At 48.3% G+C, this 24,238-nt stretch carries 25 protein-coding genes; 5 read left to right on the top strand and 20 right to left on the bottom strand.

Annotated features, from left to right (window positions below; translation table 11 throughout):
* Positions 1-119: 119 nt before the first annotated feature.
* Positions 120-1,076, bottom strand: coding sequence for an alpha/beta hydrolase (locus GN208_RS12300; protein WP_004903989.1), 957 nt, complete (start codon positions 1,074-1,076; stop codon positions 120-122).
* Positions 1,077-1,286: 210 nt separating this feature from the next.
* On the opposite strand from GN208_RS12300, the gene GN208_RS12295 reads away from it, so the two are divergent.
* The 4 genes from GN208_RS12295 (at position 1,287) to GN208_RS12280 (ending at position 4,729) form a co-directional block, all read left to right on the top strand.
* Positions 1,287-1,895: a TetR/AcrR family transcriptional regulator gene (locus tag GN208_RS12295; protein WP_036415943.1), complete on the top strand. Its 609-nt coding sequence runs from the start codon at positions 1,287-1,289 to the stop codon at positions 1,893-1,895.
* A gap of 29 nt (positions 1,896-1,924) precedes the next feature.
* Entirely contained in the window at positions 1,925-3,079 is a 1,155-nt protein-coding gene (locus tag GN208_RS12290) for an SGNH/GDSL hydrolase family protein (RefSeq protein WP_004903987.1), read from the top strand.
* Between the two features lie 286 nt (positions 3,080-3,365).
* The gene (locus tag GN208_RS12285) at positions 3,366-3,590 is read left to right on the top strand and encodes a DNA polymerase III subunit theta (RefSeq protein ID WP_015422866.1); all 225 of its coding nucleotides are present in this window, start codon (positions 3,366-3,368) and stop codon (positions 3,588-3,590) included.
* Between the two features lie 125 nt (positions 3,591-3,715).
* The gene (locus tag GN208_RS12280) at positions 3,716-4,729 is read left to right on the top strand and encodes an acyltransferase family protein (RefSeq protein ID WP_164545834.1); all 1,014 of its coding nucleotides are present in this window, start codon (positions 3,716-3,718) and stop codon (positions 4,727-4,729) included.
* A 53-nt stretch (positions 4,730-4,782) separates the two neighbouring features.
* Here the strand turns inward: GN208_RS12280 and GN208_RS12275 are convergent, their stop codons facing one another.
* The 4 genes from GN208_RS12275 to GN208_RS12260 all read right to left on the bottom strand — a co-directional run bounded on the left by GN208_RS12275 (position 4,783) and on the right by GN208_RS12260 (position 9,718).
* Complete coding sequence (locus tag GN208_RS12275) at positions 4,783-5,865, bottom strand: hypothetical protein (RefSeq protein ID WP_126117336.1); 1,083 nt, start codon at positions 5,863-5,865, stop codon at positions 4,783-4,785.
* Between the two features lie 82 nt (positions 5,866-5,947).
* A complete protein-coding gene (locus GN208_RS12270) occupies positions 5,948-7,951 on the bottom strand; it encodes a hypothetical protein (protein ID WP_243828410.1) in 2,004 nt (667 codons plus the stop codon).
* 85 nt (positions 7,952-8,036) lie between these two features.
* A complete protein-coding gene (locus GN208_RS12265) occupies positions 8,037-8,903 on the bottom strand; it encodes a phage antirepressor N-terminal domain-containing protein (RefSeq protein WP_243828409.1) in 867 nt (288 codons plus the stop codon).
* A complete protein-coding gene (locus GN208_RS12260) occupies positions 8,900-9,718 on the bottom strand; it encodes a phage antirepressor KilAC domain-containing protein (RefSeq protein WP_243828408.1) in 819 nt (272 codons plus the stop codon). Before GN208_RS12260 ends, GN208_RS12265 begins: the two co-directional genes overlap by 4 nt.
* Positions 9,719-9,958: 240 nt before the next feature.
* Here GN208_RS12260 and GN208_RS12255 point away from each other — a divergent pair, with 240 nt between their 5' ends.
* Entirely contained in the window at positions 9,959-10,660 is a 702-nt protein-coding gene (locus GN208_RS12255; protein ID WP_243828407.1) for a helix-turn-helix domain-containing protein, read from the top strand.
* 55 nt (positions 10,661-10,715) lie between these two features.
* On the opposite strand, the gene GN208_RS12250 is transcribed toward GN208_RS12255, so the two are convergent.
* From GN208_RS12250 to GN208_RS12180, 15 genes are all read right to left on the bottom strand, one after another.
* Positions 10,716-13,187 carry a host specificity factor TipJ family phage tail protein gene (locus tag GN208_RS12250; RefSeq protein ID WP_243828406.1) on the bottom strand — a complete coding sequence of 824 codons (2,472 nt, stop codon included), beginning with the start codon at positions 13,185-13,187 and terminating at the stop codon, positions 10,716-10,718.
* The gene (locus GN208_RS12245; protein ID WP_243828405.1) at positions 13,174-13,566 is read right to left on the bottom strand and encodes an NlpC/P60 family protein; all 393 of its coding nucleotides are present in this window, start codon (positions 13,564-13,566) and stop codon (positions 13,174-13,176) included. The genes GN208_RS12250 and GN208_RS12245 overlap by 14 nt, the downstream gene beginning before the upstream one ends.
* Positions 13,563-14,033 carry a DUF1833 family protein gene (locus tag GN208_RS12240; protein WP_243828404.1) on the bottom strand — a complete coding sequence of 157 codons (471 nt, stop codon included), beginning with the start codon at positions 14,031-14,033 and terminating at the stop codon, positions 13,563-13,565. The genes GN208_RS12245 and GN208_RS12240 overlap by 4 nt, the downstream gene beginning before the upstream one ends.
* Positions 14,033-14,509 (bottom strand): hypothetical protein, encoded by a 477-nt coding sequence (locus GN208_RS12235; RefSeq protein WP_159298480.1) that lies wholly within the window; start codon positions 14,507-14,509, stop codon positions 14,033-14,035. Before GN208_RS12235 ends, GN208_RS12240 begins: the two co-directional genes overlap by 1 nt.
* Complete coding sequence (locus tag GN208_RS12230) at positions 14,506-17,967, bottom strand: tape measure protein (RefSeq protein ID WP_243828403.1); 3,462 nt, start codon at positions 17,965-17,967, stop codon at positions 14,506-14,508. The genes GN208_RS12235 and GN208_RS12230 overlap by 4 nt, the downstream gene beginning before the upstream one ends.
* Before the next feature lie 43 nt (positions 17,968-18,010).
* Positions 18,011-18,703, bottom strand: coding sequence for a DUF6246 family protein (locus tag GN208_RS12225; protein WP_243828402.1), 693 nt, complete (start codon positions 18,701-18,703; stop codon positions 18,011-18,013).
* A gap of 50 nt (positions 18,704-18,753) precedes the next feature.
* Complete coding sequence (locus tag GN208_RS12220; RefSeq protein ID WP_111759597.1) at positions 18,754-19,509, bottom strand: Ig-like domain-containing protein; 756 nt, start codon at positions 19,507-19,509, stop codon at positions 18,754-18,756.
* Between the two features lie 64 nt (positions 19,510-19,573).
* Complete coding sequence (locus GN208_RS12215; RefSeq protein WP_111759596.1) at positions 19,574-19,942, bottom strand: hypothetical protein; 369 nt, start codon at positions 19,940-19,942, stop codon at positions 19,574-19,576.
* Positions 19,939-20,307 (bottom strand): HK97 gp10 family phage protein, encoded by a 369-nt coding sequence (locus tag GN208_RS12210; RefSeq protein ID WP_111759595.1) that lies wholly within the window; start codon positions 20,305-20,307, stop codon positions 19,939-19,941. Before GN208_RS12210 ends, GN208_RS12215 begins: the two co-directional genes overlap by 4 nt.
* Position 20,308: 1 nt before the next feature.
* Positions 20,309-20,650 (bottom strand): hypothetical protein, encoded by a 342-nt coding sequence (locus tag GN208_RS12205; RefSeq protein ID WP_243828401.1) that lies wholly within the window; start codon positions 20,648-20,650, stop codon positions 20,309-20,311.
* A complete protein-coding gene (locus GN208_RS12200; RefSeq protein ID WP_163623523.1) occupies positions 20,647-21,018 on the bottom strand; it encodes a hypothetical protein in 372 nt (123 codons plus the stop codon). The genes GN208_RS12205 and GN208_RS12200 overlap by 4 nt, the downstream gene beginning before the upstream one ends.
* Positions 21,018-21,278, bottom strand: a complete 261-nt coding sequence (locus GN208_RS12195) for a hypothetical protein (protein WP_243828400.1) — start codon at positions 21,276-21,278, stop codon at positions 21,018-21,020. The genes GN208_RS12200 and GN208_RS12195 overlap by 1 nt, the downstream gene beginning before the upstream one ends.
* A gap of 9 nt (positions 21,279-21,287) precedes the next feature.
* A complete protein-coding gene (locus GN208_RS12190; protein ID WP_243828399.1) occupies positions 21,288-22,364 on the bottom strand; it encodes a major capsid protein in 1,077 nt (358 codons plus the stop codon).
* A 10-nt stretch (positions 22,365-22,374) separates the two neighbouring features.
* Entirely contained in the window at positions 22,375-22,812 is a 438-nt protein-coding gene (locus tag GN208_RS12185; RefSeq protein ID WP_163623521.1) for a hypothetical protein, read from the bottom strand.
* 6 nt (positions 22,813-22,818) lie between these two features.
* Complete coding sequence (locus GN208_RS12180; RefSeq protein WP_163623520.1) at positions 22,819-24,222, bottom strand: DUF2213 domain-containing protein; 1,404 nt, start codon at positions 24,220-24,222, stop codon at positions 22,819-22,821.
* Positions 24,223-24,238 lie beyond the last annotated feature (16 nt).

The following is a 24,238-nucleotide window of genomic DNA, read 5'->3' as shown; positions in this document are numbered from 1 at the left end:
TATTTGACTTATCATTTAATCCGGCTGTTTTCCGGCAACAAACAATATCAATCCTGAATAAAAGTACCAGCAAAAAATAAAGCCTCCGTAAAGGAGGCTCGTATCAGATCCCGGTGTTTTTATTGGCGTAAAAACGGCAGTACTACATCCATCAGTTGTTCAGGACACTCTTCCGTCACAAAATGACCGCATTCACTGAGTATCGCGCCCTGCAAATTCACCACCCTGCCCTGCATTGTCAGCTGCGGGGCATCACGGGTCGCGTGATCGGCACCGATGGCCAGAACCGGCATAGTCAGTTTTTTCTCTGCCCGCCGCTTATTCTGCGCGATGGTCTGCGGAATAGCCCGGTAATAGGCAAACCCGGCACGCAGTCCGCCCGGAGAGGAATAGGCATCGATATACGTCTGTGCGGCAACGCGGTCACGGCGGTACGCCCAGTGGTCAAAAATAAAATTCAGATACTCCCGCTCTTTACCGGCGGTCAGCGTTTCCGGTAAATCCTGAACCTGATTAAACATAAAGTGCCAGAGGAAAATATTCTCCTCCGGATCAACAAAAATACCCGGAGCCGGTGCCAGACCCGGAATAACAGCCTCGGTCAGGACGATTTTTTTAATATCTGCCGGATAGTCACCGGCCAGCGCATAACCGACCCACATCCCGATATCATGACCAACTACCGAATAGGTTTTATAACCCAGCTGATTCATCATGGTATGTAACGTTGTGGCCACCGCACCGGTATCATAGCCACTGTCCGGCCGGGCAGAAAAACCGGTTCCCGGCGGATCCACCGCTATCGCCATATATCCCTGTGCTGCCAGCCCTGTCATCACATAACGCCATGTGTACCAGGTCTGCGGCCAGCCGGGGATCAGCAACACCGGTTCGCCTTTTCCCGCCGTCACATAATGTATCCGCTGCCCCGCCACATCCGTATAGTGATGCTGAAAATCCGCCTCATTCACCTGTGCTGTTACCGGCGGTTTCGGTGTATTCTCCGCAAGCACATTATTGTGGATTGCGAAAGTCATTACCGCTGCCAGTAATACCTTACCGAATAATGTATTCATACCTGTTCCGTATAAGTCATAAGTTAAAAAGTCTCCGCAGCAGCCCGTCAAAACGGATGTTGCCTGCAACGAAATTCAATTATTTGTCGATCGACAATTAATAGGTTAACGAGATATCCAAATCTTTGTCAATCACTAAAAAATAATTCTTTGTTAAACGATAAAGAACTGGTAGCATTTGCCTCAGATAAACTATACGGAGAAAATATGATGGCCGGCAGACCACGGGAATTTGATCGCGAAGTTGCATTACGCAAGGCTGAACAGGTGTTCTGGCAGCGCGGTTATGAAGGTACATCCATGTCTGATCTGGTTGCGGCGCTGGGTATTGCATCCGCCCGGATCTATGCGGCCTTCGGGTCGAAAGAAAATCTGTTCCGGGAGGCGATAGCCCTTTATCTGGCGGAAGAAGGTGCATTTGCGGATGCGGCGCTGAAAGAGCCGGATACCCGCAGTGCTATCAAAAAGCTGCTTACCGGTGCCGTTGATACCTACACCCGGGATGACCGGCCGCACGGCTGTATGGTGGTGCTGTCACTGACCAATTATTCTGCTGATAATGAAGCCATTATGCACTGGCTGGCAGACCACCGCCGGGAACGGACAAGCGGGATCATACAGCGTCTGCGCCGGGGGGCTGAGTCCGGTGATTTACCGGAACATACGGATACACAGGCACTCGGGGACTATGTGGCAACACTGCTGCACGGAATTTCTGTCCAGGCTCGGGATGGTGTCAGCCGTGACCGCCTGCTGGCCATGACAGAGATTGCCATGCACATGTTTGATCTCATGACCGCCTCACCGGCCACACACTGAATCTGTTTCTGTCTGCAGGAGAATCTCTGATGTCCTCTTCCGTCCGCCCGATCTGCACATGGCTTTCCGCCTCCCAGCCCGCATCCGGTGAAGCATTGCCGTTTCCGCCGGATATGCCGGCCATCACCGGCAATCAGACACTCCGGCAGTCATTGCGTATCAGCACAGGCGGGCAGAAACTGCAGCTGGTGTTTTCCAACCGCTACGGCACACAGCCACTGGTGACAGGTGAAAGTTATCTCTCCGTTCCCGGCCAGTACCGTGCAATACCGGTCACCTTTGGCGGACAGCAGGGTGCGGTGATCCCTGCCGGTGATACCCTGTGCAGTGATGAAATTGCACTGCATGTTCCGTCATTATCGGAGCTCACGCTGAGGACCTTCCTGCCGGAGCCGGTACCACTTAATACCTTCCACTGGGATGCCCGTCGTTTCTCTTTACTGGAACCGGGTAACCGGACGCGACAGGAAGAGGCCGGAAACGGCGAGGCTGTCAGTTCCCGTCTTTTACTTGAAAGCGTGCTGATTCAGCCGGAATCAGAAGCCCGCACACTCGTGGTGATCGGCGATTCAATGGTTGACGGCAACGGCGTGGACATGGACACCTATGGCCGCTGGACTGATTATCTGGCAGAACGTTTTATTGACGAAAACATTGCCGTGGTGAATGCCGGACAATCAGGTTCGCGCCTGCTGAAAGACGGCATCGGCATCAGTACATTATCGCGGTTTGAGCGTGATGTGCTGATGCAACCCGGTGTTACCGCCTGTATCGTGCAGGTCGGATTAAATGATATCGGCCTGGCGGGAACCGATTTGGACCCGGCGGGTTCTGTGCCTTCGGCAGCGGATGTGATTACGGGATTCCGGCAATTGCTGACCATGGCGCGGGGAAAAAATATCCGTATGACCGTCGTCACCCTGGTACCACTACGCGGAACCGGTGAGTATGGTATGACCGGTTTTTATTCACCGGAAAAAGAGGCTGTACGGCAGGATATAAACCACTGGATGCGCACAAGCGGCGAGTTTGATGCTGTTATTGACAGCGACCGGCTGGTACACGACCCGGTCAGTCCTCAGCAGCTCAGTACGGACTATGATTCAGGGGATCACCTTCATCTTAATAATCAAGGACACCGGCTGGTTGCACAGTCTGTCCCGCTGACGGTTATCCGGCCCTGATACCAGAAAGCCCCGCTGTTTCAGCGGGGCTTCGGGTATAATCGCTAACTCTTTGATAAGTAATGGTGCCGGATACCGGATTCGAACTGGTGACCTTTTCATTACGAAACCGAAGATTTATTAAAATACAACACGTTACACCGCATCTTTTCTCGCTCTCACGTACCAAGATGCATAAAGTTACCTGCTGATACGCAAGCATGCAAAATGTTCCGCGTCCCAAACTCGTCCCAATATCCCATCCCCCTGCTATACTCCCATCATCACCCACCACTCCGAAACCAACATGCACAATATCGCCAACCTGCCCCAAGACGAAAAAGACAAAATTAATGCCGATTTAGCCGCATCCGGTATCGCGTACAAAGAAAGACTCGGACTGCCGTATGATCTGTACGAAACAGAAAACCAGCAGCCCGAGCATTTGCGCCCGTACTTCAGAGAGAGACTGGAACATTACAGGGAGATCGGGAAAAGGTTTCCGCGTGGGTTCGAGTATGAGAAGGAATGATGTCATTCATGCTGACCAACCAGCACTAAACTGGTAAACTTGGCTTAAGTGTAACAATAACAAACGAATTAACGGCGTATTGAGCCATATTCTCATGCTACCATAAAAGGAATATGAAGTATCACATGAAGAATCAAAGAAGCGTTGCGCTAAATTTAATAAAGCTAATTGCTTGCATAATGGTTATTGTCGTCCATGTTTCAGCAACTAACATTGATGATATAACATCAAGCAAGTGGGGTGTGTCGAATTTTTATAACTCCATATCAAGAATATGCGTACCTTTATTTTTTATGGTTTCAGGTGCTTTACTCATAAGAGAGAATACCAGCTTTATAAATTTTATAAAAAAACGTTATTATAGAGTGATTCCCCCAGTAATTATTTGGAGTGCAATATACTATGTGTATCCAATGTTCTATGGGTATGAGCAACCAAGAACAATCGCCAGTCTGTTTAATTCACCAATATCGGTTCATCTTTGGTACCTATACGCAATAATAGGCCTTTATCTTCTTGTGCCGTTTTTATCCATGATTTATTTTAAATCAACATTATCTGAGAGAGTGTTGTTCTTAGCTATTTGGTTTATAGGTTCGTCTTTATTCCCTACACTTAACAACACTGGCGTGTCTGGTATTAGCGCATCATTATTTGGTTTAAATTCTTTGGCTGGATATATTGGATATATTTTTGCCGGGAAACTAATATATGACCTTCCATACAGAAAATTCTATTCTGAGATTATTGGGCTGGTAATATTTATTACTTGCTCTTACCTTACATTTTATTTAACGAAAACATACTCATATTCATCAGGCAAATTTAATGGTGTATTTTATAGTTACTTATCGTCATTAGTTGTCTTATCTGCATTTTCTTTATTTTATGTCACTATAAACACAAATATAAAATCAAGTTTTATTGCTTCGTGTTTATCTGCATTTTCATCATGCGCATTAGGTATTTATTGTTTGCAATCAATGATGATTAAAGAAGTAGCTTACAAGTTAAATGTCAGAGCTACACATGACCCAGCTATTATATGGATACCTATAGCAGTTGGCGTTACCTTCGTATCTTGTTTTGTAATTTGCTATATTGCATCACGAATAAAGGTAATCAGACAGATTGTGTAATACAATAATATATAAGAAGGGTGGTGATTTTCCGCCCTTCTTACTTTTACCTATTATGACATCCATGCCAAAATGGTATCAGTATCATCATGATTCATCCATCCACCATGATCACCAGTCACCCTAATATCCTTGTATTTATGCCCGCCATTTTGCAATAGCGAACGAAATGGTATCCAGTGCATGTCCATATCTAATGTTCTATCTTGCATACTGTAATAGCACAATATCTTAGGCCAAGTGAATGTAGACATTTTTATTACTGATATCCTATCAGTTTCAAACTCAGGCTCAGAATACAACTTTCCTTTTACTATAATTTTATTTAACCCAATATCAGAAGTGTACTCAATGGCAGATGTTTTATTTAACTCTTTGTCATTTACTCTATATGAAGTAAAAGCCGACATAGGGTCATGTCCTGAAGTTTTCTTTAAAAAGCTATAAAAGCTATTTGGAGTAATTCCATAAGCAGCCTCCACAGATTCACGATGTGAGTACTTCCATGCTGCATACAAGTTTGTTACAGGGTACATCAATGTAATACTTTTTATACTTTTTTCAGGCATGATCATCGCCGCATTCAATGTAGCCAAGCCGCCATTTGAAGCACCGACCATATGACAATATTCGGTAACATTAAAATTATTTTTTATATGGGAAACAAAATCTTTAATATTATTTCTTACAATGTCCGCCCCCCATCCTGCGCTAGACCCATCGGGCATTCCATTGTCATTTTGAGCTCCACAGACAACGTAACCATTATTCAAGAGCTTCTCTATAAGTGGGCTGCTAAACTCAACATAATCGGCACGTTTCTTATTTAAATAAGCACCATTATTTTGTTGATCAACACCAAACTGTGTACTCCCACTGAAATTTGCGGTAGCCTCAGTTCCATTCATCACCCACCCATTACCGTGATTTAACACAACAAACTCATGTTTTTTCCCATACTCCGTATAATTTTCAGGAGTTCTGACAAAACACCAATCGTTACCGCCAGACTTAGCACCCCATTTATAGATATATAGGCCACGGCCTTTTTTATCTAAAAATTTATATCCCAACATTGAGGCACCAACAATCAACGCAGATGCACTACCAAAAATAAAACTTCTCCGTGATATCATTGCGTTACCACCATAACCAAAACTAAGTCTCTGTTATTATACACTAAATTCCCCTCCCTATAACGAGAGGGGATAAATTTACTTATGAAACATACCACTTAATCCCTGCGTAATGAACAGGGCTATTGACGGCACCGATCTGCAGTATACCGTACTGAATGGCAGTGATGTAAGGAAGTGATGACGCGGAATTTGCACTGGTCGGAGTTATGCTGATTGTTGACCACGGACGAATATTTGGATTTGTTATTTTCACTGGAAGTGTTTCATTGCTAATTTTAGCTACTCCTTGACGAGGAAATGATGAGTCAAACGTAACATTTACACCACTAATGTTATCTTCAGAACCCAATATTTTTGTATCAGCGCCCGTAAGGTCGACATTACTAAGTATCAACTTATCATCTGCATTTTGCTTTGATATTCCATTTTTGCATGCTTTTACACTCATACCAGTGATAGACACATTTGCACGAAACATGGATAAAGCGGTATCGCAATTTTCCGCATATAAATTCGTCACAGAAACCCTGTCAGCAAATGCGGATATGTTAACTCCCTGAACCGTTGAATTAACCACGCTGATATTATTCAGTTGCACATCAGTAGATTCGCTCACACCAACACCAGCTCTATTCGAGCCCGGTGGTTGCATTACGTTTTTTATTACGCAATTGCTGACGATAGTCCTGCTTGCTGGCTTTCCTGGATGACCAAGCCCAACACCATTAGACCACCTGACTGTATCAACATTAATATCTGTCACCACACTATCAGTACTATCAATACCAATAGCGCTGGCACCAGTATTATATGAAGATATGTTAGTTACGATAAAATTAGCACCGAGAGTATGAAGCGTTGAGTAATTTAAACATCTAGTTCCTCCAGTCTTCCCCCATGAGCTTGTGCTGATAATATCTGCTATTACGCTCCGCTCAGCACATACCGATATACCCTCAAGACCATAATCAACAAGCCTTACCCCTCTAACTTCATGTTCAACGCCACCATCTATCCAGAGAGTACTCTCGGCATAACCGGTGTAATCTGCTTCGGAGATATAGTTATTACCCAGCGTAATTCCATAAACACGATGACGGTTACCCCCACCGGTTAAGTGGATAAGGCGCATCTTTGATGAAGTTACCTCTTTTTCATTACCATCAATCCGACCATGCCCTTCAATGGTAATATCATCAACTCCTGTCGCTGATATCAGAACACATAAATCAGGGCAGTTACGATCTGCATAAACAACACCATCGATTCTGATTGTCATGCTTTTTGTTAAGACAATCGGCTCAATATAAATTTCAGTGTTTTCGTCAATATGAACAAAATTATTAAAATCAATGCATTTTGTCAGGGCATCGGTATCACTGTTTTGGCCTTTGAAGTTTTTGAAATTATGTAGCGGATAGCCATTCAGCAGGCCGCAGCAGAGCCAGTTGCTATCCGGTGACGAACCCGGTGTGATGGTTACAGGGTATGCGCCTTTGTAGACATAGAAAAATCCATCACCGGCAAGCGCAGCCTCTTTGTCTGAATTAAGAATGCCACCGTCAGCAAATGACGCTTTTCGCGCAATAGTGAGGCGGCTGTAATCAGCGTACACAGTATTACCAAACGATGAACCTACGAGTTTGTCGCCAGAATTAACGATCTCTGTTCTGAGGCTTGCATCACCAACACCAACCCATTTTCCCGCGCCAACTCCCCCGGCAGATTCAGGTGTTGATCCGACAGGAACTGATTTCGGCAAATCGCCATCCCAGCGGTAATATTCGCCAGTGGTTTCGTCACGCAGAATTTCATTGCGCTTTGTAATTTCAGCACCCTGCTGGAAGCTGTCCATAGGGATATAACCGGCGGCGATAATCGCCTGGTTCATATCGACTTTGAAGCGCTCCATGAGCTGATCGAATATCCAGCGCATGCCTTCAATGGTCATGTGGCAGCGACCAAACCGGTCTTTGTATTCGTGTTCCAGTGATGTCACGAACTCGTCAATTTTGCCTGAATTAAATTTCAGGTCGCGCGGTGCTTCACTCGGTACTGCATTTTGTGTTGGTATAGTAGGCATCAGTTATCCTCTCCCATTGGAAGATATAATAGTTAGTGGAATATATTGGGTGGTTAAATTGAAGGCCGTCCGTGGCCTGTGGGTGTTATGCGTTCATGGTGAGTCGATTTAATGCTCCCGTCCATGCCTTGCCTGACAAGCGCAATCCGGAAAGTTTGTCCATCAGGACTTTTGTTCCGTTTCTGACAAAGATTCCGTTTGAGTGTGCAATGTCGTAGATGCTGCCAGTGAATCGACTACCAAACTCAACAAATGCAGGATACATTGCTTTTGCTTCCTGTTGTGCAAAATTAGCAGCATTGCACATTGTGACCAATGCCAGCGCTTCATCTTCGGTAAAGGTGATGCCGACAGGTTCCAGCAGTGTGCCCTGCTTCGGAATGTACTCGCCTTCAAGCGCATCCAGATACGATATCGCCAGCGGAATTTGCTCCGGCAGCAATTCGTTGATGTGCTGCACACCGAACTCAGCGTGAACGTGCTTCCAGATATCCGGGTAGATATTGCCGACACCGTGAGCGATAAGGCGCTCGGCTGTCTGGCGTAACGGAATGAGTTCTTTCGCCGTGGACTGGCGGAAGTTTGGCTTTTTCTTCACTTCGCCGGTAGTCCAGTACTCATACAGAACATCGTCACACTCTTCCTGATAGCGGGTTACCTTGTCGCGGATTTCAGGTTTAACTTTGTTCGGGCTGATGGTGTGGAGCCAGCCAGATAATTTACGCAGTGCAATACATAACATGTTGCGTGATTTGCCATCTTCGGCAACCATTGTGATTTCCGCAATGGTTGATTTAAATCGCTGTTTTAACTTAGTAAATTGTGAAGCCCAATCCATCCCCATACCTTCAACGATAGGCTTCATCGGAACATATGGCTGGCCGTTGTAATTGACAACATAAAGGCTGTCACCGTGGAAAGGTACGTTGATTGTTGAAATTGATACGCTCATGCCGCCGCCCCCTGAGTTAACAGTTTTGCCAGTTTAGAAAGCCCTTTCGGAGTGACACGAACCTGCGGGATAGATTTATCCTCACCATCCGGCTTAGTGATCACCGTTACTTTGTGCTCAATAAGTCCCTGCTGGATTTTGTCCTGATAACCAATCCACGGAGTACCAAGGCGGCGGTAAATCCATTTGAGCTGGCTCATGATGTCAAAAAGAGACTTAGGCTTAACCTGCAACTGCTTGGCTGCATCCGTCACGCACATAGACCCTTGGGATTTGGCAATGCGTGTCAGGGCTTCAACATCAGGCTTCATTTCTTCAACCTGAGATTCAAGCTCAATAACTTTCTCGGTGTAGGTCAGCAAAGTGCTACGCAGGAATGACGGATCATTAAGCGCGGTCATTGGGTCGATTGCTGGCTTTTGCAGTTCCTTCAATTTTTCCAGAACAGCCCGGCGCACCGCCTTAGATTCACGCATTCCAACAAGAGTCATTTGCTCCATATTAAGCGAATACCCTTTTACCTTGCGTTTTGCGCCCTGAGAAGTGGTCACGTAAAAATTTTCCGCGACCCCGATATCATCAATCTCATCCTCAATGCGAGCAATGAAATGTCTATTTTCAACTTCCGTTTCTCCGGCAGAAATACGGGCTGGATTAATGATCTCGTTAAGAAAGTCAATACTTGACATAGTGACATTTTGGTTCGCAACTGCTAAATTAGACATAGAGTTATTTCCTGTGGTTAGGTTAACTTGATTTGAAGCCCCGATGGTTGCAGCCATTGGGGTTTTGTTTTTATTGGATTCTGACTTCACCTTTCTCCTCCATTTCCCTCAGCAACATTAGCCTATACAAAACCTCACTATGCAGAGTCCTTAAACATTTATCTGCTGACTTCGAGATGTAGTCCTTTAACTCATCTGGCATGCGCAGCTGCATTGGATTAATTGTCTTGCTCTTATTCATCATGTATCCTCACATCATTAACTAACAAATTCATATTACTTCATGAATAATATTGCGTCAAGCTACTGCATGAAGTTTTAGGAGAAAATATGAGTGACAATGAAGATGGCTTTGCTCAACGTCTATTCTCTGAGAGATCAAGGCTGAACTTAACTCAGCAGGAGTTAGCCAATAAAGTTGGGATATCACAAAGACAAATAGCTGCTTATGAAGCTGGTGAATCCAAACCAAGAATAGGAACCTTAATGAAGTTAGCAAAAGCTCTCGATGTAAGCTTCATATGGTTGGCAAGCAATACAATAGACATAGGCGATGTCAAAATTGTCAGTATGTCGGATAAATCTGCTGATAGAGATGCTACTCACATCCCATTAATCGAAATAGATAATGTGATTCCATGGCTAAAAAACGAGCTATATAGAGTAGGTGTTAATGACTATATCGCAGTCAGTGGAGATGTGTCCGCCAATTCATTCGCCATAATCCAGAATGACCCAGCAATGAACGACATAAGCCGAGAGGGGGTTTCATTCCCCACCGGGGCTATTGTTGTGTTCGACCCAAGCAAGAAGCCCATTAAAGATGGTGATTTTATTCTTGCTATTATCGAACACAAGACGGCTATTTTTAGGCAAATCTTCATGGGTGCAACTGAATGTAACCTCATACCGCTGGACTCACGTTATCCCACTGAAAAGATATCAATTGATAGTATCGATAATTGTCAAAACTTAGTTATTGCCGCTGTTCAGGTTATCTTCAGTTTGCCTGCTATAAAGCGAACTTCATGATTGAAAATTTAATTTTCACCATTCACAAATAAGCCCCTTCCGGGGCTTAGTCGTGTCAGACGTTATAGTCTGCTTTCGGTGCGAAATACTCGCTTGCGGTGATGGAGAATGTGCCGTCTGCATCCGGTTTCTTATCCGAGACTACCCAGCGCATAGCATCCATTTCAGTGACGGTTGATATGATGTACCGTGACGGTGACTGAACATTGTGGCCGTCGTAGATATTGAGCTGAATATCAGGAATGTCGGCAATAAAGCCTTTATCCGTATCAGCCCTCGCCTGCGCCGGATATTCTCCGGATGAGTTTCCGAGGTGATCGGTGATGCTCACCACCATGTCACCGGAAAACTCAATACGCTCACTGGTGCTGAACACATTCCCGTTTCTGCCAGTGATGTGTCCGCCCTGCTGATTGCTGTCGTAGCTGTCTGCCACCAACACCATATCGCCGGGATAAACATAGTCACCGTCTGCCAGTGTTTGCAGGCTGATACTTGTCCGCTGGCTGATCAGTCTGTCCATTTCCAGTAATGCACGGTCAGTGGCCTGATACTCGTTACGGCATCCGTGCAGGGTGATTTTGTTCGGGCTTTTCGCTGCTCCTTTCACCACTGCGCCGTTTTCGATACGGTATTTCAGGTAGGTTTTTTTGTTGGTTCGTGGGTTAACATACTCAACCTCAACGCCGTCATTCCCGCCCGGCAATGACATATCGTATGAGATACGGAAGTTATTACCGGTGATGTTTGACCGGTTAAACACCGCCGCCGGATATCTCCGCTCTTCTTCACGGGAAAATGTCAGCACACCGTTATCAAAGAATGCCGTCACCCGCGCCACGTTGCAGATTGTCTCGACGCGCTGGCCTAACGATACATCCTCATCATCAAACGTGTAATCAAAGTACCCGAGGCGATCATCAGGCAGTCCGGCGTAAATCTCATACAGCCCGTGCAAATCGATAGTGTTCTCCGGTTGCTTGCCGGTAACCAGCCACGTATGCGCCACAGCATCAGCAAATGAGCGTGATGGCCGTTCTGTGTAATCCACTTTGCGGTTGACCATGTCATAACTGATAACATGCCGCGTCACCAGAGCGTTATATTTGCGCTCACGTGAGCTTGTCGGGTTCTCTGTTGCCCTTACAGTCACGCGGACAATGGTATCGTCATTATGCTTCTCATTAAGCCTGCGGCGAATAATGTGGGCCTTTTCCAGCTTCAGTACGCTGTGGTCGTTGCTGTTTTCCAGTCGGGTTAACTGAAATGCATATCGTCCGTAGCCTCCCCGTGGAATAAATTTTTCCGTTTTATAATAGTTTTTTGTCTTCGGTGCTGCCGGGAACCCACGGTTATATGATTCCCTGGTGCCGGGAATTTCCTCGTTGTCGTCGTTTACCTTCCAGAATTCCATTCTGGCATTAGCATAATCACCCTCGCCAAGCTGGGCGTTTATATGAATCCACAGCTGCCCGCCTTCCATTGGTGAAAAGAATGGCCCGACTGTCAGAAACTGATTGTCATAGAGAATGAATTTGGTGGTGTTAACAACAGCATTCGGCGGCAGTGTCGCCAGATCGCCACCGGATAGGTTGGCGAAAAAAAACTCGTAATACTTTTTCGGCAGCACGATTGAACCATCGTCTGTTTTTTTCGCCTCAGACAGATAAGCATCGACTTTGATGTCTTTTGTCACGTTACCGGTTGGTGTGCTGTACGAAACACTCACGGTCATGGATACTGAGCGCGGTTTGATGATGTCATAGAAATAATCGAACTCACTCTGCCTGCTGATTTTAATCATTGCCTCTCCGCCTTTTATCTCACCGGATATGACCTCATTCGCCGACGCCTGATACTGCGGTATTTCATCACTCTCATTCGGACCCGGAACTTCCTGACCGTCAACGTCGTGAAATTCAAAGCCTTCAAATATTTCAGGGATATTCTCACCCGGCTGAAATATCTGATAGCTGGCACCGTCCAGCGCGGTTAATTCTGATTCTGAGTATTTCACGTTTTCGATATCAAATTTCCCGATACCGAAGTTCATCCACTCCGTGACTTTTTTCTTGTTATCGATGTACTCAAACAGCGACTGCTGAATCAGATCAGGATATGCCCTCACCTGTCCGTGAATTTCCGGTCGTGCCTGGTATGTTCTGGCGACATTGGTTTGCCCGGTGAGCCGGTTGTTCGGGCTGTCTTTAACGTTAGCGTCTGCTGATGTGAATGACGGCGTTTTTGGTGCCAGAAAAGAGAATACTTTCGATACCAGTTTGAATATCGGGCTTAACAGATCTCCGATTGCACCGCCTTTCGGCTGATCAAACACCTGAATGTGATGTAATTCAGAGACAACAAAATCAAGGCTGTCGCTATCGGTCAGTTTCACACCATTAACCATGATCACTACGTCACTGCTGATGCTCTGCTCTTTCAGCCAGTCAAAAAAAAGAGAGCCGGATTTTACTTCGACTCTCTCTTTTGGTGTTCCCGGCAGGCGCTGAATTTCAATTACCGGCATAAGTCATAAACTCCACTTTGCTGTATATCCGCTGAATGGTCAGTAATCTGTCCAGACGGACATGTCCGTTATCGCCTCGGCTGTGCAGAACCATTCCGCCGAGCACAACGCCGACATGAACCGGCACCGAACCGTCATAGGCCACAAATATCCCGCCACTTACCGGATGTTCTTCCGGCTTCCAGAAATTCACCTCATTTTGATAACAGGTCATAAAATCACCGTCAGATTCATAACTGCTATCGTGATGAATTTCAGCACCGATAACATGCCGGTAATAGAGCGTCACCAGTCCCCAGCAGTCACACGTAGTAAACGAGCACGCCCGGTTAACCCACGGCACCCCGATTATCCTTTCTGTAAATTCATCTGTCGTCATACTGCCTCCAGTCCCGGCCACTCCTGCGGCTCATAAATGCGTCCGACATTCTTGTTCAGCGGATTAGTCATCGAAAGTGTCATTGATACCGCTTCCGCGTCCAGTGATACATCCTTTGCAAACAGCTTCCAGCGAACGATTGCCGTACCTTTGTCCGCCTCATCAAACAGCCGGTACGTCACTTCGACCGGCATCATTCGTGAATATGACCGCCATGCTTTCAGCTTCTGCTTAAACTCATGTGCCACACGGCTGAATTTCACACTTGCGTCGATGATCGGCGTTTTACTCTGCTGACTCTCCGACATCTCAAAGTTACACGGCAGATATTCAATACCGCCGAGTGTCTTCGGGAAAATCTGGCGAGTGATCAGGTAAATGTCGCCGAACGATGGGTGTGATAACTGAAGTGTTTCGTACAGGATGCGGTTTGGTCGTTGTGCGCGGAACTCACGCAATGTCGGCATTATTCCTCCTTACACCGTGGCAGTGTTTCAGTGACAATAACATCCAGCCAGCTGCCGAACGGCGGCGGGAACTCGATAATCACATCACCGAACTCGTCATCGTCGTTATGCAGGTTTTTGCAGATAACCTGACCGGTCCATGTGACCGACGCACCGTTAACACTGGTCTGCACCGGGTAGGACACAAAGTGCAGTTCCTGCTCCTGTAATCCGCTGCCGCCGATGTCGATTTTCATCCGGAACCACCGGTTACAGTTATCCAGATAATCAGGATGGCGCAGCCACTGAGCAAATGCCCGCTCCTGCGCCAGCGTGAATATCCAGGTGACATTCCATACCGTTTTCAGGTCATCGGTCAGTTTCTGGAATATCGGCGCACCTACCTGTGGCTGATCTGTCATATAACCGGTGTCGATGGTCATGTTTTTATCTGACTTCTGTGCCAGAGGAAGCCAGTCAGGATAATCGATAATCATCTCACCCTCGCAGATGCTGTTGTGTTTCGTGTGATGGCGCTATGCATCGGCCCTTTGTTGTCCATGTCCGCTATAAACACATCTATGGTCATGCCGCTGCTGTCCTGTCTGGCCTGAGCATCAATCCTGTTACCTCCGGATGAATAGTCATTGATATTCACCGTCACCGGAATCTGTCCGCCGCCAATATCACGGTTACTGATGACCTTGCCGTTATCGCCGGGGATCATGTACTGGTTACCGTTTGACGCTTTGAATATCTCCGGCTTACCACCCTCACCAACCCGGTACATTTCACCGGCAGATACCGGGCCACCATCTTTACGCGCACCGGCAATCGTCAGTGCCTTCATTCCGATACTGGTTGCTGCGCCGGTCGCCTGTGCCGCAGTATACGCACCAAGACCGCTCGCAGATGCCGCCCCCATCGTTGCGATAGATGCCGCGATAGCAGCCGGAGTCCACGCAGCCAAAGCCGCGGCACCACCGGCAACGGCTGCTGATGCGTTCGCTGCCTGAGTAGCAACGCCTAATGTCTGACCGAGGATGAAGTTTTTAGCCATCTCCACGCCAACCTGAACGATAGAGTTGACCACGCTGTTAAGCATGGTATTACCCAGCGACCGCGCAGCATCACTCCAGCTCATGGTCTGTGTGATCAGCCCGGTGATAGCGTTGGACGCATTCCCGGAAAGAGAATCAACTGCGGATGTGAGCATGTCATAGCCGATGCTTTGCTGACTCAGCAGTTGCCACTGTGCTGCAATTTGCTGCTCCTGATACTGTTTATCCTGTGCGGTTTTCAGCGCCATATACTGTGCATCGGTAGCTTGTTTTGCGGCTATATACTGGTCATAACTGATTTGCCCATCCTGCTGTGACTGCTTCAGCAACGCCTGCTCTGCCTGATAGTACGACTCCATCAGAGCCAGCTTCTGAGCATTTTCGTTAGCCAGTGCCTGAATTGGGTCAATTTTCGCCCGATTCTCAGCGACAATATTCACCTGACCATTTGATGTTTCTTCCGATATTTTGCGCGAATACTCAGCGTGTATCGCCGCCCTGCGTTGCTGATATTGCTCTTCGGTAACCAAATTACCTTTCAGTTGTCGCTCAAGTTGTTCGCTGGCCAGTTTCATATCCTGGTTGGCTTTCGACCGTGGATTCTGCTCAAATGCATCTTTGCGGTCTTTTATCTTCTGAGTGAGGTCGTACTCCTTACCGGCAAGTTCAGTTATTTCGGCTATCTGTGCTGCATTGGCCTTTGACCCAAGCTTCTGCACTGCCTCAAGGATTGCTGCCTCGCGGGAAAGCCCTTTAGTTTCCAACTCTGCAACCTTCGTCGCATTAGCCAGGTCAGTTATCTTCTGCTTGAGCTTTTCCGCTTCAGTGGCTTCTTTTGCTGCTGCGCTGGCGGCTGCTTTCGATGTGCGAACTGTTTCCTTTTTGGCATCAGCAAGATCATAACTTCTGGCTGCTTCATTCTCTATTTGCTGCATTTGAGTCGAGTCAGCCTTGACTCCTGCTTCTTCAGCTTTCTGCTTTGCGGTGGCGATAGCTCTCTGACGAGCATCTGTTATTGCCAGGAGCTCATTTTGCTTGCGAAGATTTTCCAGTAACTTATCGCCATCCTGACTGCGCTCAACAGTCAATGATGTTGCGTTAAATCTCTGCTTTGCCCTTGTGGCGTCTTCAAGGTTTAACCCGTACGCTTTAAGGGCCGCGCTGGCATTCGGCAACACAGAGCCGGATTGAGCCTTGAGGAGATCAGCGCCTTGCAGTAATTCACCGTTGAGCTTCGCCTGCATCAGTCCTGTTGAGTTTAATGTACGCGAATACTCAGTTGTTTTTGTATCTAATTCAGCCTGCTTTATCTTTATTTCATTGAGTATTTTGGCTCTGTCACTTTCCGCCCCGGCAAGGCTGTAGTTCCTTTCACCTGCCTTTTTGTACCTCTCATTCAGGCTGTCTATTTCGCTGCCAAGCTCTTTAATTTCATCTTTTTGAGTAGACATATGCTGAGTGGCTTTCGCTATCATTCCCTCGAGCTGGACGCGGTTCATGCTCTGCATTTTTTCCGTCAGTCCCTCAAGCTCATCAGCAAACTTTGATGCCTCCTGTCTGGCCTCTTCCGTTTTCTGGAAAAAGTAATAAACTGCGGCACCGGCCAACATGGCGGCACCGGCTGGCCCACCTATCGGTGCAAGCAACCAGTTCATAGCTTTCAGTGCATTAGCCATTGTCAAACCAGTAGCAGCCACCCTGGCCTGAGATGCACTCAGTGTATTGTTCGCCTGCGCCGCAATGATGGCTGCATTGCTGTACGCTGTTTTCAATCTTGTAACGTTAGCCAGCGCTGTAGCCTCTGCCGCCGACCCTCTGGCTACCTGATATTCGGCCCTGGCAAGATTTAGCGCTGACATTGCCGCGTCTCTGTCTGCCACTGTTTTTCTCACAAGCACAGCTGCTGCATCACGTTCAGCCACTGCCGCCTGTCTTGATGCGGCTGCACCAGCCATTGTGTCACGAGCTTTTTTAACTTGCGCAGCACCAGCCAGCGCCAGTGCACCGGCGTACCTTGAGCCAATAACCCCGGCAGCAATAACCAGAATATTTGTCAGAGAATCAAGGTTTTCACTTACCACCACCACTGAGTCATTAAAACCGCCGATGAACGACTGAACAGTCGATGAGTTACCGAAAAACTTAGTGATGTTATTACCAGCCTCCTGTAATGCCTGAGACATGGTCTGAGTGGTTTTCGAAAACTCCTCGCCAATGGCTGCGCCCTGCGACAAAAGTCCGTTAACTACCACGTCAGTGGTCAGCTTTCCTTCTGCGGCCATTGCGCGTAACTGCCCGATGCTGACACCCATCGAATCAGCGAGAGCGACCATCAACCGACTTCCCTGCTCGGAAACTGAGTTAAATTCCTCGCCGCGCAGCACGCCGGACGCAATCCCCTGCGACAACTGAATGATGGCATTTTCAGCTTCCTGAGCGGTGGCACCGGAAACAATGAAGCCCTGGTTAATAATGGTTGTAAGTTTCGCCAGATCTTCCGCTGATGTGTTGTACTGTCGTGTTCCGCGCTCAAGTCGGGCGTACAATGTCGCTGTGGCGTCAAGGCTTGACCGGGTGTCCTGAGAGATATTGAATACACGCTCAGTCACTTCAACTAACGATTCACTGGCACGGACAGAGTTCGATAGTTTGTTGTTGAGAACCGTCCAGGCTTCGGCGTAGCTGGCAACAGCAGAAGCAGATAAATACGCAGTCAGTGACGCAGCAACCCGCGACAGTGAGGAAATTGATCGCTCAGTGCCATTGACGGCGGTCGTTGTGCGGTTAAATCCGCCCTCCATATTCCGCAGCCGCTGATCCAGTTGACGTTGTGATGTCAGCAACTGAGCAACATCCATCTGCACCTGATATACGATTTCACCGACGTTTGCCATTTACCGGCTCCTTAAAATGAAAAACCGCCAAACGGCGGATGTGTTAAATCTTCTTCCTGCTCACCAGCCGACGCTTGCCCCTAATCAGGTCATCGTTACGGGCATCATCGGCCTTGGTGATGGCCTCATACTCATCTTTCGTGAAGCCTTTCTCGTCCGGATATTTCGCTTTCAGCATCATCACGAACTCGGTCATTGTGAGTTGCTCCGCTTCACTGCGGGTGATGTTGAAATGCACACGGGCGGCACTGATGTAATCGACGGCGCGGAACTCGTCTGAGTATTCGTCTTTACCTTCGTTGCGCTGAAGTTTGCGCACCTTGGCTTTACCGATAATGCCGTGGGTCATTAGCTCGCGCGCCAGCAGGATAATATCGCGGTAATGCATAGCGCCCTGCCTGTACACCATGCCGGATTTACCTGGTCGCCATTCACCGATAACTTCGGAACAGTCATCGTCACAACATGCCTGCATCACGCCCATTGCGGTCGATAAGATGCTGCGTCCGTACACCGGCTTATTTAACAGCGTAATCAGCCATTCAGGAACCACTCCGTAAGAGGCTACGGCAGACGCAATAATTTGCTGTACTTCTGCGCCATTTAATCGCGTGAACGCGCTCACAATCTCTTTAGGCTCACCGATTCGCGTCATAGCATCCAGTGACGGGCGAAACAGGTAATCATTTTCGGCAGTGGATATCACCATCTCGCCGTATTCTAAACGCGGTGTCATATATCCTCCTGAACATTATCAAGGGCACCCTGAGATGCCCTTTGTAATATTTAGGCAGCAGTGACAGTAACGACGCACTTCGCCGTTTTGCTGCCATCTTCAGATGTGACAGTAATATTCGCGGTGCCGGCAGCAACACCGGTAACAGTGACGACATTCAGCAATTTACTGACGGTGGCAAAATTAGGCTTATCGCTGACCACCTCGTAATTTTTGTTTGTCGCATCAACCGGAGTAAATCCGACCGTGAATGTTGCAGTTTCACCGGATTTCACTGTCAGTGTCGCTGGGTTGGCGGTGATGCTCTGCACCACGATTTCTTCCTGCAGCCACTCAAAGCTGTCAGCGTCTGCGACTTTCAGTTCACCGGAATACGTGGCGATCTCTTTGGTCGGGAACTCCATCGACCATGATGTGAAGTTCATGTACCCCTGAATCACATCACTGCCGTCGCCTTTCATGTCGAGCTGCACCCAATATGACGGCTGACGGCTGGCCTTGACTTCAGCAAGGATTTCTTTGGCGATATCAAAAGCAGACGTGGAGCCCTCAGCACCTTTGCGCTTCAGCTCACCATCAAACTTAATGGTTAAATCCAGACCGGTCACGATAGCCTCGGTCAGCCCTTTTGTGTCGTCTGCTTTGGAAGTAACCGTTTCAGTACCGTAATCCAGCCCTTTACTGGTCAGTGCGCCGAGACGCAGAAACGCTGACTGTTCAGGAACTGTACCTGGGCAACCGGGCGCGATGCGGAGAATTCCCGCATTACCCATCACCAGGCCTTTATCATCAGGGCATTGTGCCATGTTGTAACCTCTTTATTTGCAAATAAAAAAGGCCGCATAAGCGACCTGTTTGAAGTGTGTTTGTTCAGGATGTGCAGCGGAAGGCCAATTGCATGATGAACCGGCCTTCTTCTGTCGGTACCGGCTTAGGCATGCCGCCAAGGTTGTAAACTGAGTTGAGTTCGCAATCGTCCGGAAACTCGGATACGAAACTGAGAATGCCTTTCGCCCTGGTTAACACCGGCTCCGGATCATTCTGCGCGGACACCAGAATCAGCATTACATTGTCGTCAGCTCCAAGGTCGGCAAATCTGCCGCTGCCGCCGTCAGGCTGAATAACGGCATATTGCTGCGTGCGTGAATCCGGCTCTTCTGTCCACGTCAGGTACTGAACAGTGAAATCATCCAGCAGGCCGACGCGGCTCAGATAACGCTCAAATGCCTCGTGTATCATATGTGCATCTCCTGATGCATGGCTGCTTCAATCTCATCGCGACCCTCTTCAAATCCCAGCGTAAGGAACTCTTTTCGCGCAGTCGCACGCCGGAATGTCTGCTTAACTTTCGGGTCATGAACAAATACCGCGTAGTTCGCAGAATACCCGACGCGGCCGGTAACGCGGGTGCCGTTCACTGTGATTTCACGGAACTGAGAGTTGATAAGTGTTGATGTGTCGATAGGCGTGAACAGCGTGGCCTGAGCACCACCAATCAGCATCGCCGCCTGTATTGCGCGGGTAACTTTTCGACCAGTGATATTGCCGACCAGAGCATTGAGATTGGCACTGGCCTCTGCGATACCTCTTATTTTCGCCGCCATATCACACCGCCGTTATCAGGGTGTAGTCGTCCGCTATGTGCTCGAATACGTCCTCATCACGCTTGATGAATTTGATTTCGTCAGCACCGGCAGAAACCGGATCACCTGAGTGCTTTCCGATAGCGATAAAATCACCTTTCTTCGCATCGGCGTACTCAGTCCAGAACACCAGTTTGATAGCGATTTCAGAGCCGATATCAATCTTTCCGCCCTTAAGCTCACTACCATAGCCACACAGGAAATGAACCGGGTCCGAGAATGCTGGCTTTCCGTATTTGTCTTTCCCGGCAAGCCGCCAAAGCGTAGCCCATGAGGTATAAGCCCAGTTTGCCAATGAACTCATTGATACCCCCCGACCACACCGAAGAATCCGACCGTTTTGCTCGACAGCGGCAAATCAGAAAGACACCCGGCGCTGTCCCATGAGCGGATCTGGTTCAGCAGATAATCAGTACCGGCAGAATCATATGCGAAAGAACGAGACGCCCCGTTAGGAGCGCTCTGTGATGATATCTTTCGTGCGCCAGACAGCGAGGCCAACCGGACAGCGGTGTAAATCAGCAGCAGTTTCTGCGTTGTTTCGTCGTAGTTGGCTTCGAGGCATCCGGACTTTGCATTAACCTGACTCAGTAACAGCGACAGCACAGAATCAGGCAATGTAAACCCGAGTTCCGCAATCATCGGCTTTACGTCATCAAGAGTTATCTGCATTATTTTTTACCGTTAGGTTTGCCCTTTGGCTGTTCAGGCTGTTCAGGCTGTTCAGGCTGTTCAGGCTGTTCAGGCTGTTCAGAATCGTCGTTACCAGGCGATGCTACTTCAATATCACCCGATGCGATAATCTCAACCAGACCAGCCTTTTCCCATTCTTTCGCGCTTTCATCTGACATTGTCAGTTGGCTACCGGCTTCCACAGGCTGGAAACCGGCACCGGCGAAGAAGTTATTTGAAACTACTTTTACCAGTGCCATAAATCCACCTTATGCGCCTTTCGCGTGAACGACTGAGAAGTGACCGCTGATGTCCTGCTTAACCATCAGACCGGCAGCGCCCCATGTGCGCCATACGTAATCAGAGTTATAGAACTGACGCGGGTCTGCGACAGTACCGAACGCCTGACCGACAATCGGAGCGATAACACCGGCACCCAGCGGAACGATCAGCATTTCATTGCCTTTCAGCTCGTAATCTTCTTTGATATCTTTGATGCCGGTGATTTTCTTCACCTCTTCCAGGATGGTGCGGGTCTGGTTAACGTCGAAATACACGCTTTCCCAGTTTGACAAGATTTCACCTGACACATACCAGGTTTGCTCACCGTATTGCAGGTTTTGCAGTTTCAGCACGTCACGCAGCTTGATGATTTCTGCGCGGATCACCTTGCCGTCCTGCTCAGTGGCAAAGTTAACCGTCAGTGTCACCTGTGCTACGCGCTCATCAGCACGAAGACCTTTCCATGATTTGCCATCAAACTTGATGAAATTACCTTCGGAATCACGGAACCCGTTCCAGATAAAGTCAACGTATTTGCGGCGGACAGTATCAACAGAATCAGACTGCGCATCGGACAAAGAGGCCAGCGCGGAACCTTTTGCAAAGATCGGGTCACGGAAGCCGAACTTAAAGCCGGTATCGTGAATCGGCACCATCGTACCGTCAAAGGTGAAAGCGCCAGCATCCAGCAACGCACCGATCTGGCCGGACATTGACGTATGAGCCACACCGCCACTGCCTTTACGGGCGTATTCATACACGGATTCTTCCAGACGCACTGAGCGGGAAAGTCCCATCAGGTCATTCAGCAGGGTGAACTCAGTGGTTGGCTGAAACTCAGACAGGACAGTCTGGTCATATGCTTTGTACAGGCGGCGGATGTCATCAACTGCGTTAGCGGCGTCAACTCTGATTGCGCCATTACCGCGTGAATTGGCGCGGATAATGAACTCAGCAACTGCCTGTGCGGATGCGTCACGGGCAATCTGCAATTCACCGAACTGAGCCGTGTTTGCTTCGAGATTGCCGGTTTCGGTCGCTTTTTTGGTTGAAAAATAAAACATTCAGTTCTCCTTACTTGAACACAACGCGAACCAGCTCACCCGCCTTAGCGGTCAGTGCTGAATCTTCTTCGACATAGGCGAATACAACTTCACCTTCCGCAGCGGTGGCCGCTGTGATCTGGCCGTTGGCAACAATCACCGGCTGGCCTTTTTTGTACGTACCGGCAGCAGCGCGGACGTTCAGGAATAATCCCTGCAATGGCTGGATTGCCACCACCCAATCACCAGCCTTCAGGTCGTCATCTACACCTTTGCAGCGCAGATAATCCATGTTTGCCACGTACAGGATCGCCGACTCTTTACCATCAACGGAGGCTTTGAACTCGCCACCATCAAAGAACCCGATAGTGCCCGGCTTGGTGTCTGCCGCTGCCGCACCCTCACGATTTAACAGCGGGTTAGGAAAAATACCGCCCGCATGGATAACGCGTTTTGTTTTGTTCGCCATTTCGTTTTACTCCGGCATTTCTGATACTGAGGTGGAAGAGTTATGCTGAGAATGGAACGAGCCATTCAGCCCCTGAACCGGTGCACACTGCGCATACAGCTCTTTCAACGGGTCGCCGTCCAGCGCATTCACGGCTGTTTCCGTGAAGCCGAATTTGGCTTTAACTGCTTCGCGCATGGCTGACTTTTCTTTGTCAGCGTTTGCGTTTAACTGGCTTTTAAGTGCGCTGATTTCATCAGTGAGCGGCTTGAGTGCGGCATTCACTGCTGCGGTGACGTCATCTGTGTTAGTGGCCTTGTCTTTGGCCTCTTTCTCTGCTTTCTCACGCGCCGCTTTCTCTTCCGGCGTTTCTTCGCCTTTTGATTCATTGGCGATCATCTGGTTGTACGCATCCATCAGCTCAGCATCGGATTTACCATCTGTGTCGATGCCTTTTGCCTTCAGCGCGTTTGTGATGAGTTGTTTCATCGGGTCGTTTTCCTTATTGGTTTTTACTTCGTACTCTGTTGGCTTGCGCACAACTTCAATGGGCTCACCGACAAGATCAGCTTCGCCGTTGTCGTCAATGAGGTACTTTTGCTGGTAGGTTTTTCCGGATTTGTAGTAGATGAATTTGTCAGGCCAGACTGTTTCCGGATAAGGCCAGTCGTCACCTGATGATTGCTCTCTCATGGCATCTCGCAGTGCTTTATGGATATCCTCGAAAGAGAAATTTGAACCGTTGGTGAAGAAGAATTTCACCTGACTGAAAATATCCGCCTTCGTGCAGTTCGCCGCATCAACCAGGCTGGCATTTTCGATATCGCATTTCTGCCCGTCAGCATTAACGAACATCCCGACACCATCATCAGGAGTGGCCGCGCCGGGCTCACTCGCCGGAAGAATGGCGATATGATCAAAGTGCATGTTCCTGGCTACCCATGTGTACGGTTTGCCCTTCGACTTGCCTTTGTTCTGCTCGCGCTGTAACAGTAATCCGGTTGATACGTGGATCGGGTCTGTGCTGTTACCGGCAATGATGTCATCCACACGGGCAAGGAACTCTTTGCCTTTCTCAGTGGCATCAGCAAACCGACGGTTGACCTTCACGTCCATGACGACTCTTTCACCATCTTTGCGGACATTCTCAGCCCATGCGCCGATGTGAAACTGATTTACTGCTCTCGGCGTGTCAGCCGATACGTAATCTGTGCCGATTTTGGGATGCCCGTACGGGCACTGCCGCCCCTCCATCGACTGAAAGCTTTTGTTAATTTCGCTGGCCGGATACAGCCCCCCGTTCATCACAACGTCATCAACAACAGGAACAACGCCGCGAATGACGATATGCTCGTCACCGTCGATGGTTTCAGTTGCGATATTGGAGGAGTTGATAGCCAGCGATTTAACATGAATACCCGAAAGCTTCATGTGGTGGCCTCTTTGG

Source organism: Morganella sp. HSTU-ASny43, assembly GCF_022819185.1.
GTDB lineage: Bacteria > Pseudomonadota > Gammaproteobacteria > Enterobacterales > Enterobacteriaceae > Morganella > Morganella morganii.
The sequence above is the reverse complement of the archived record's forward strand: the minus strand, read 5'-3'. Positions and strand labels throughout refer to the sequence as shown.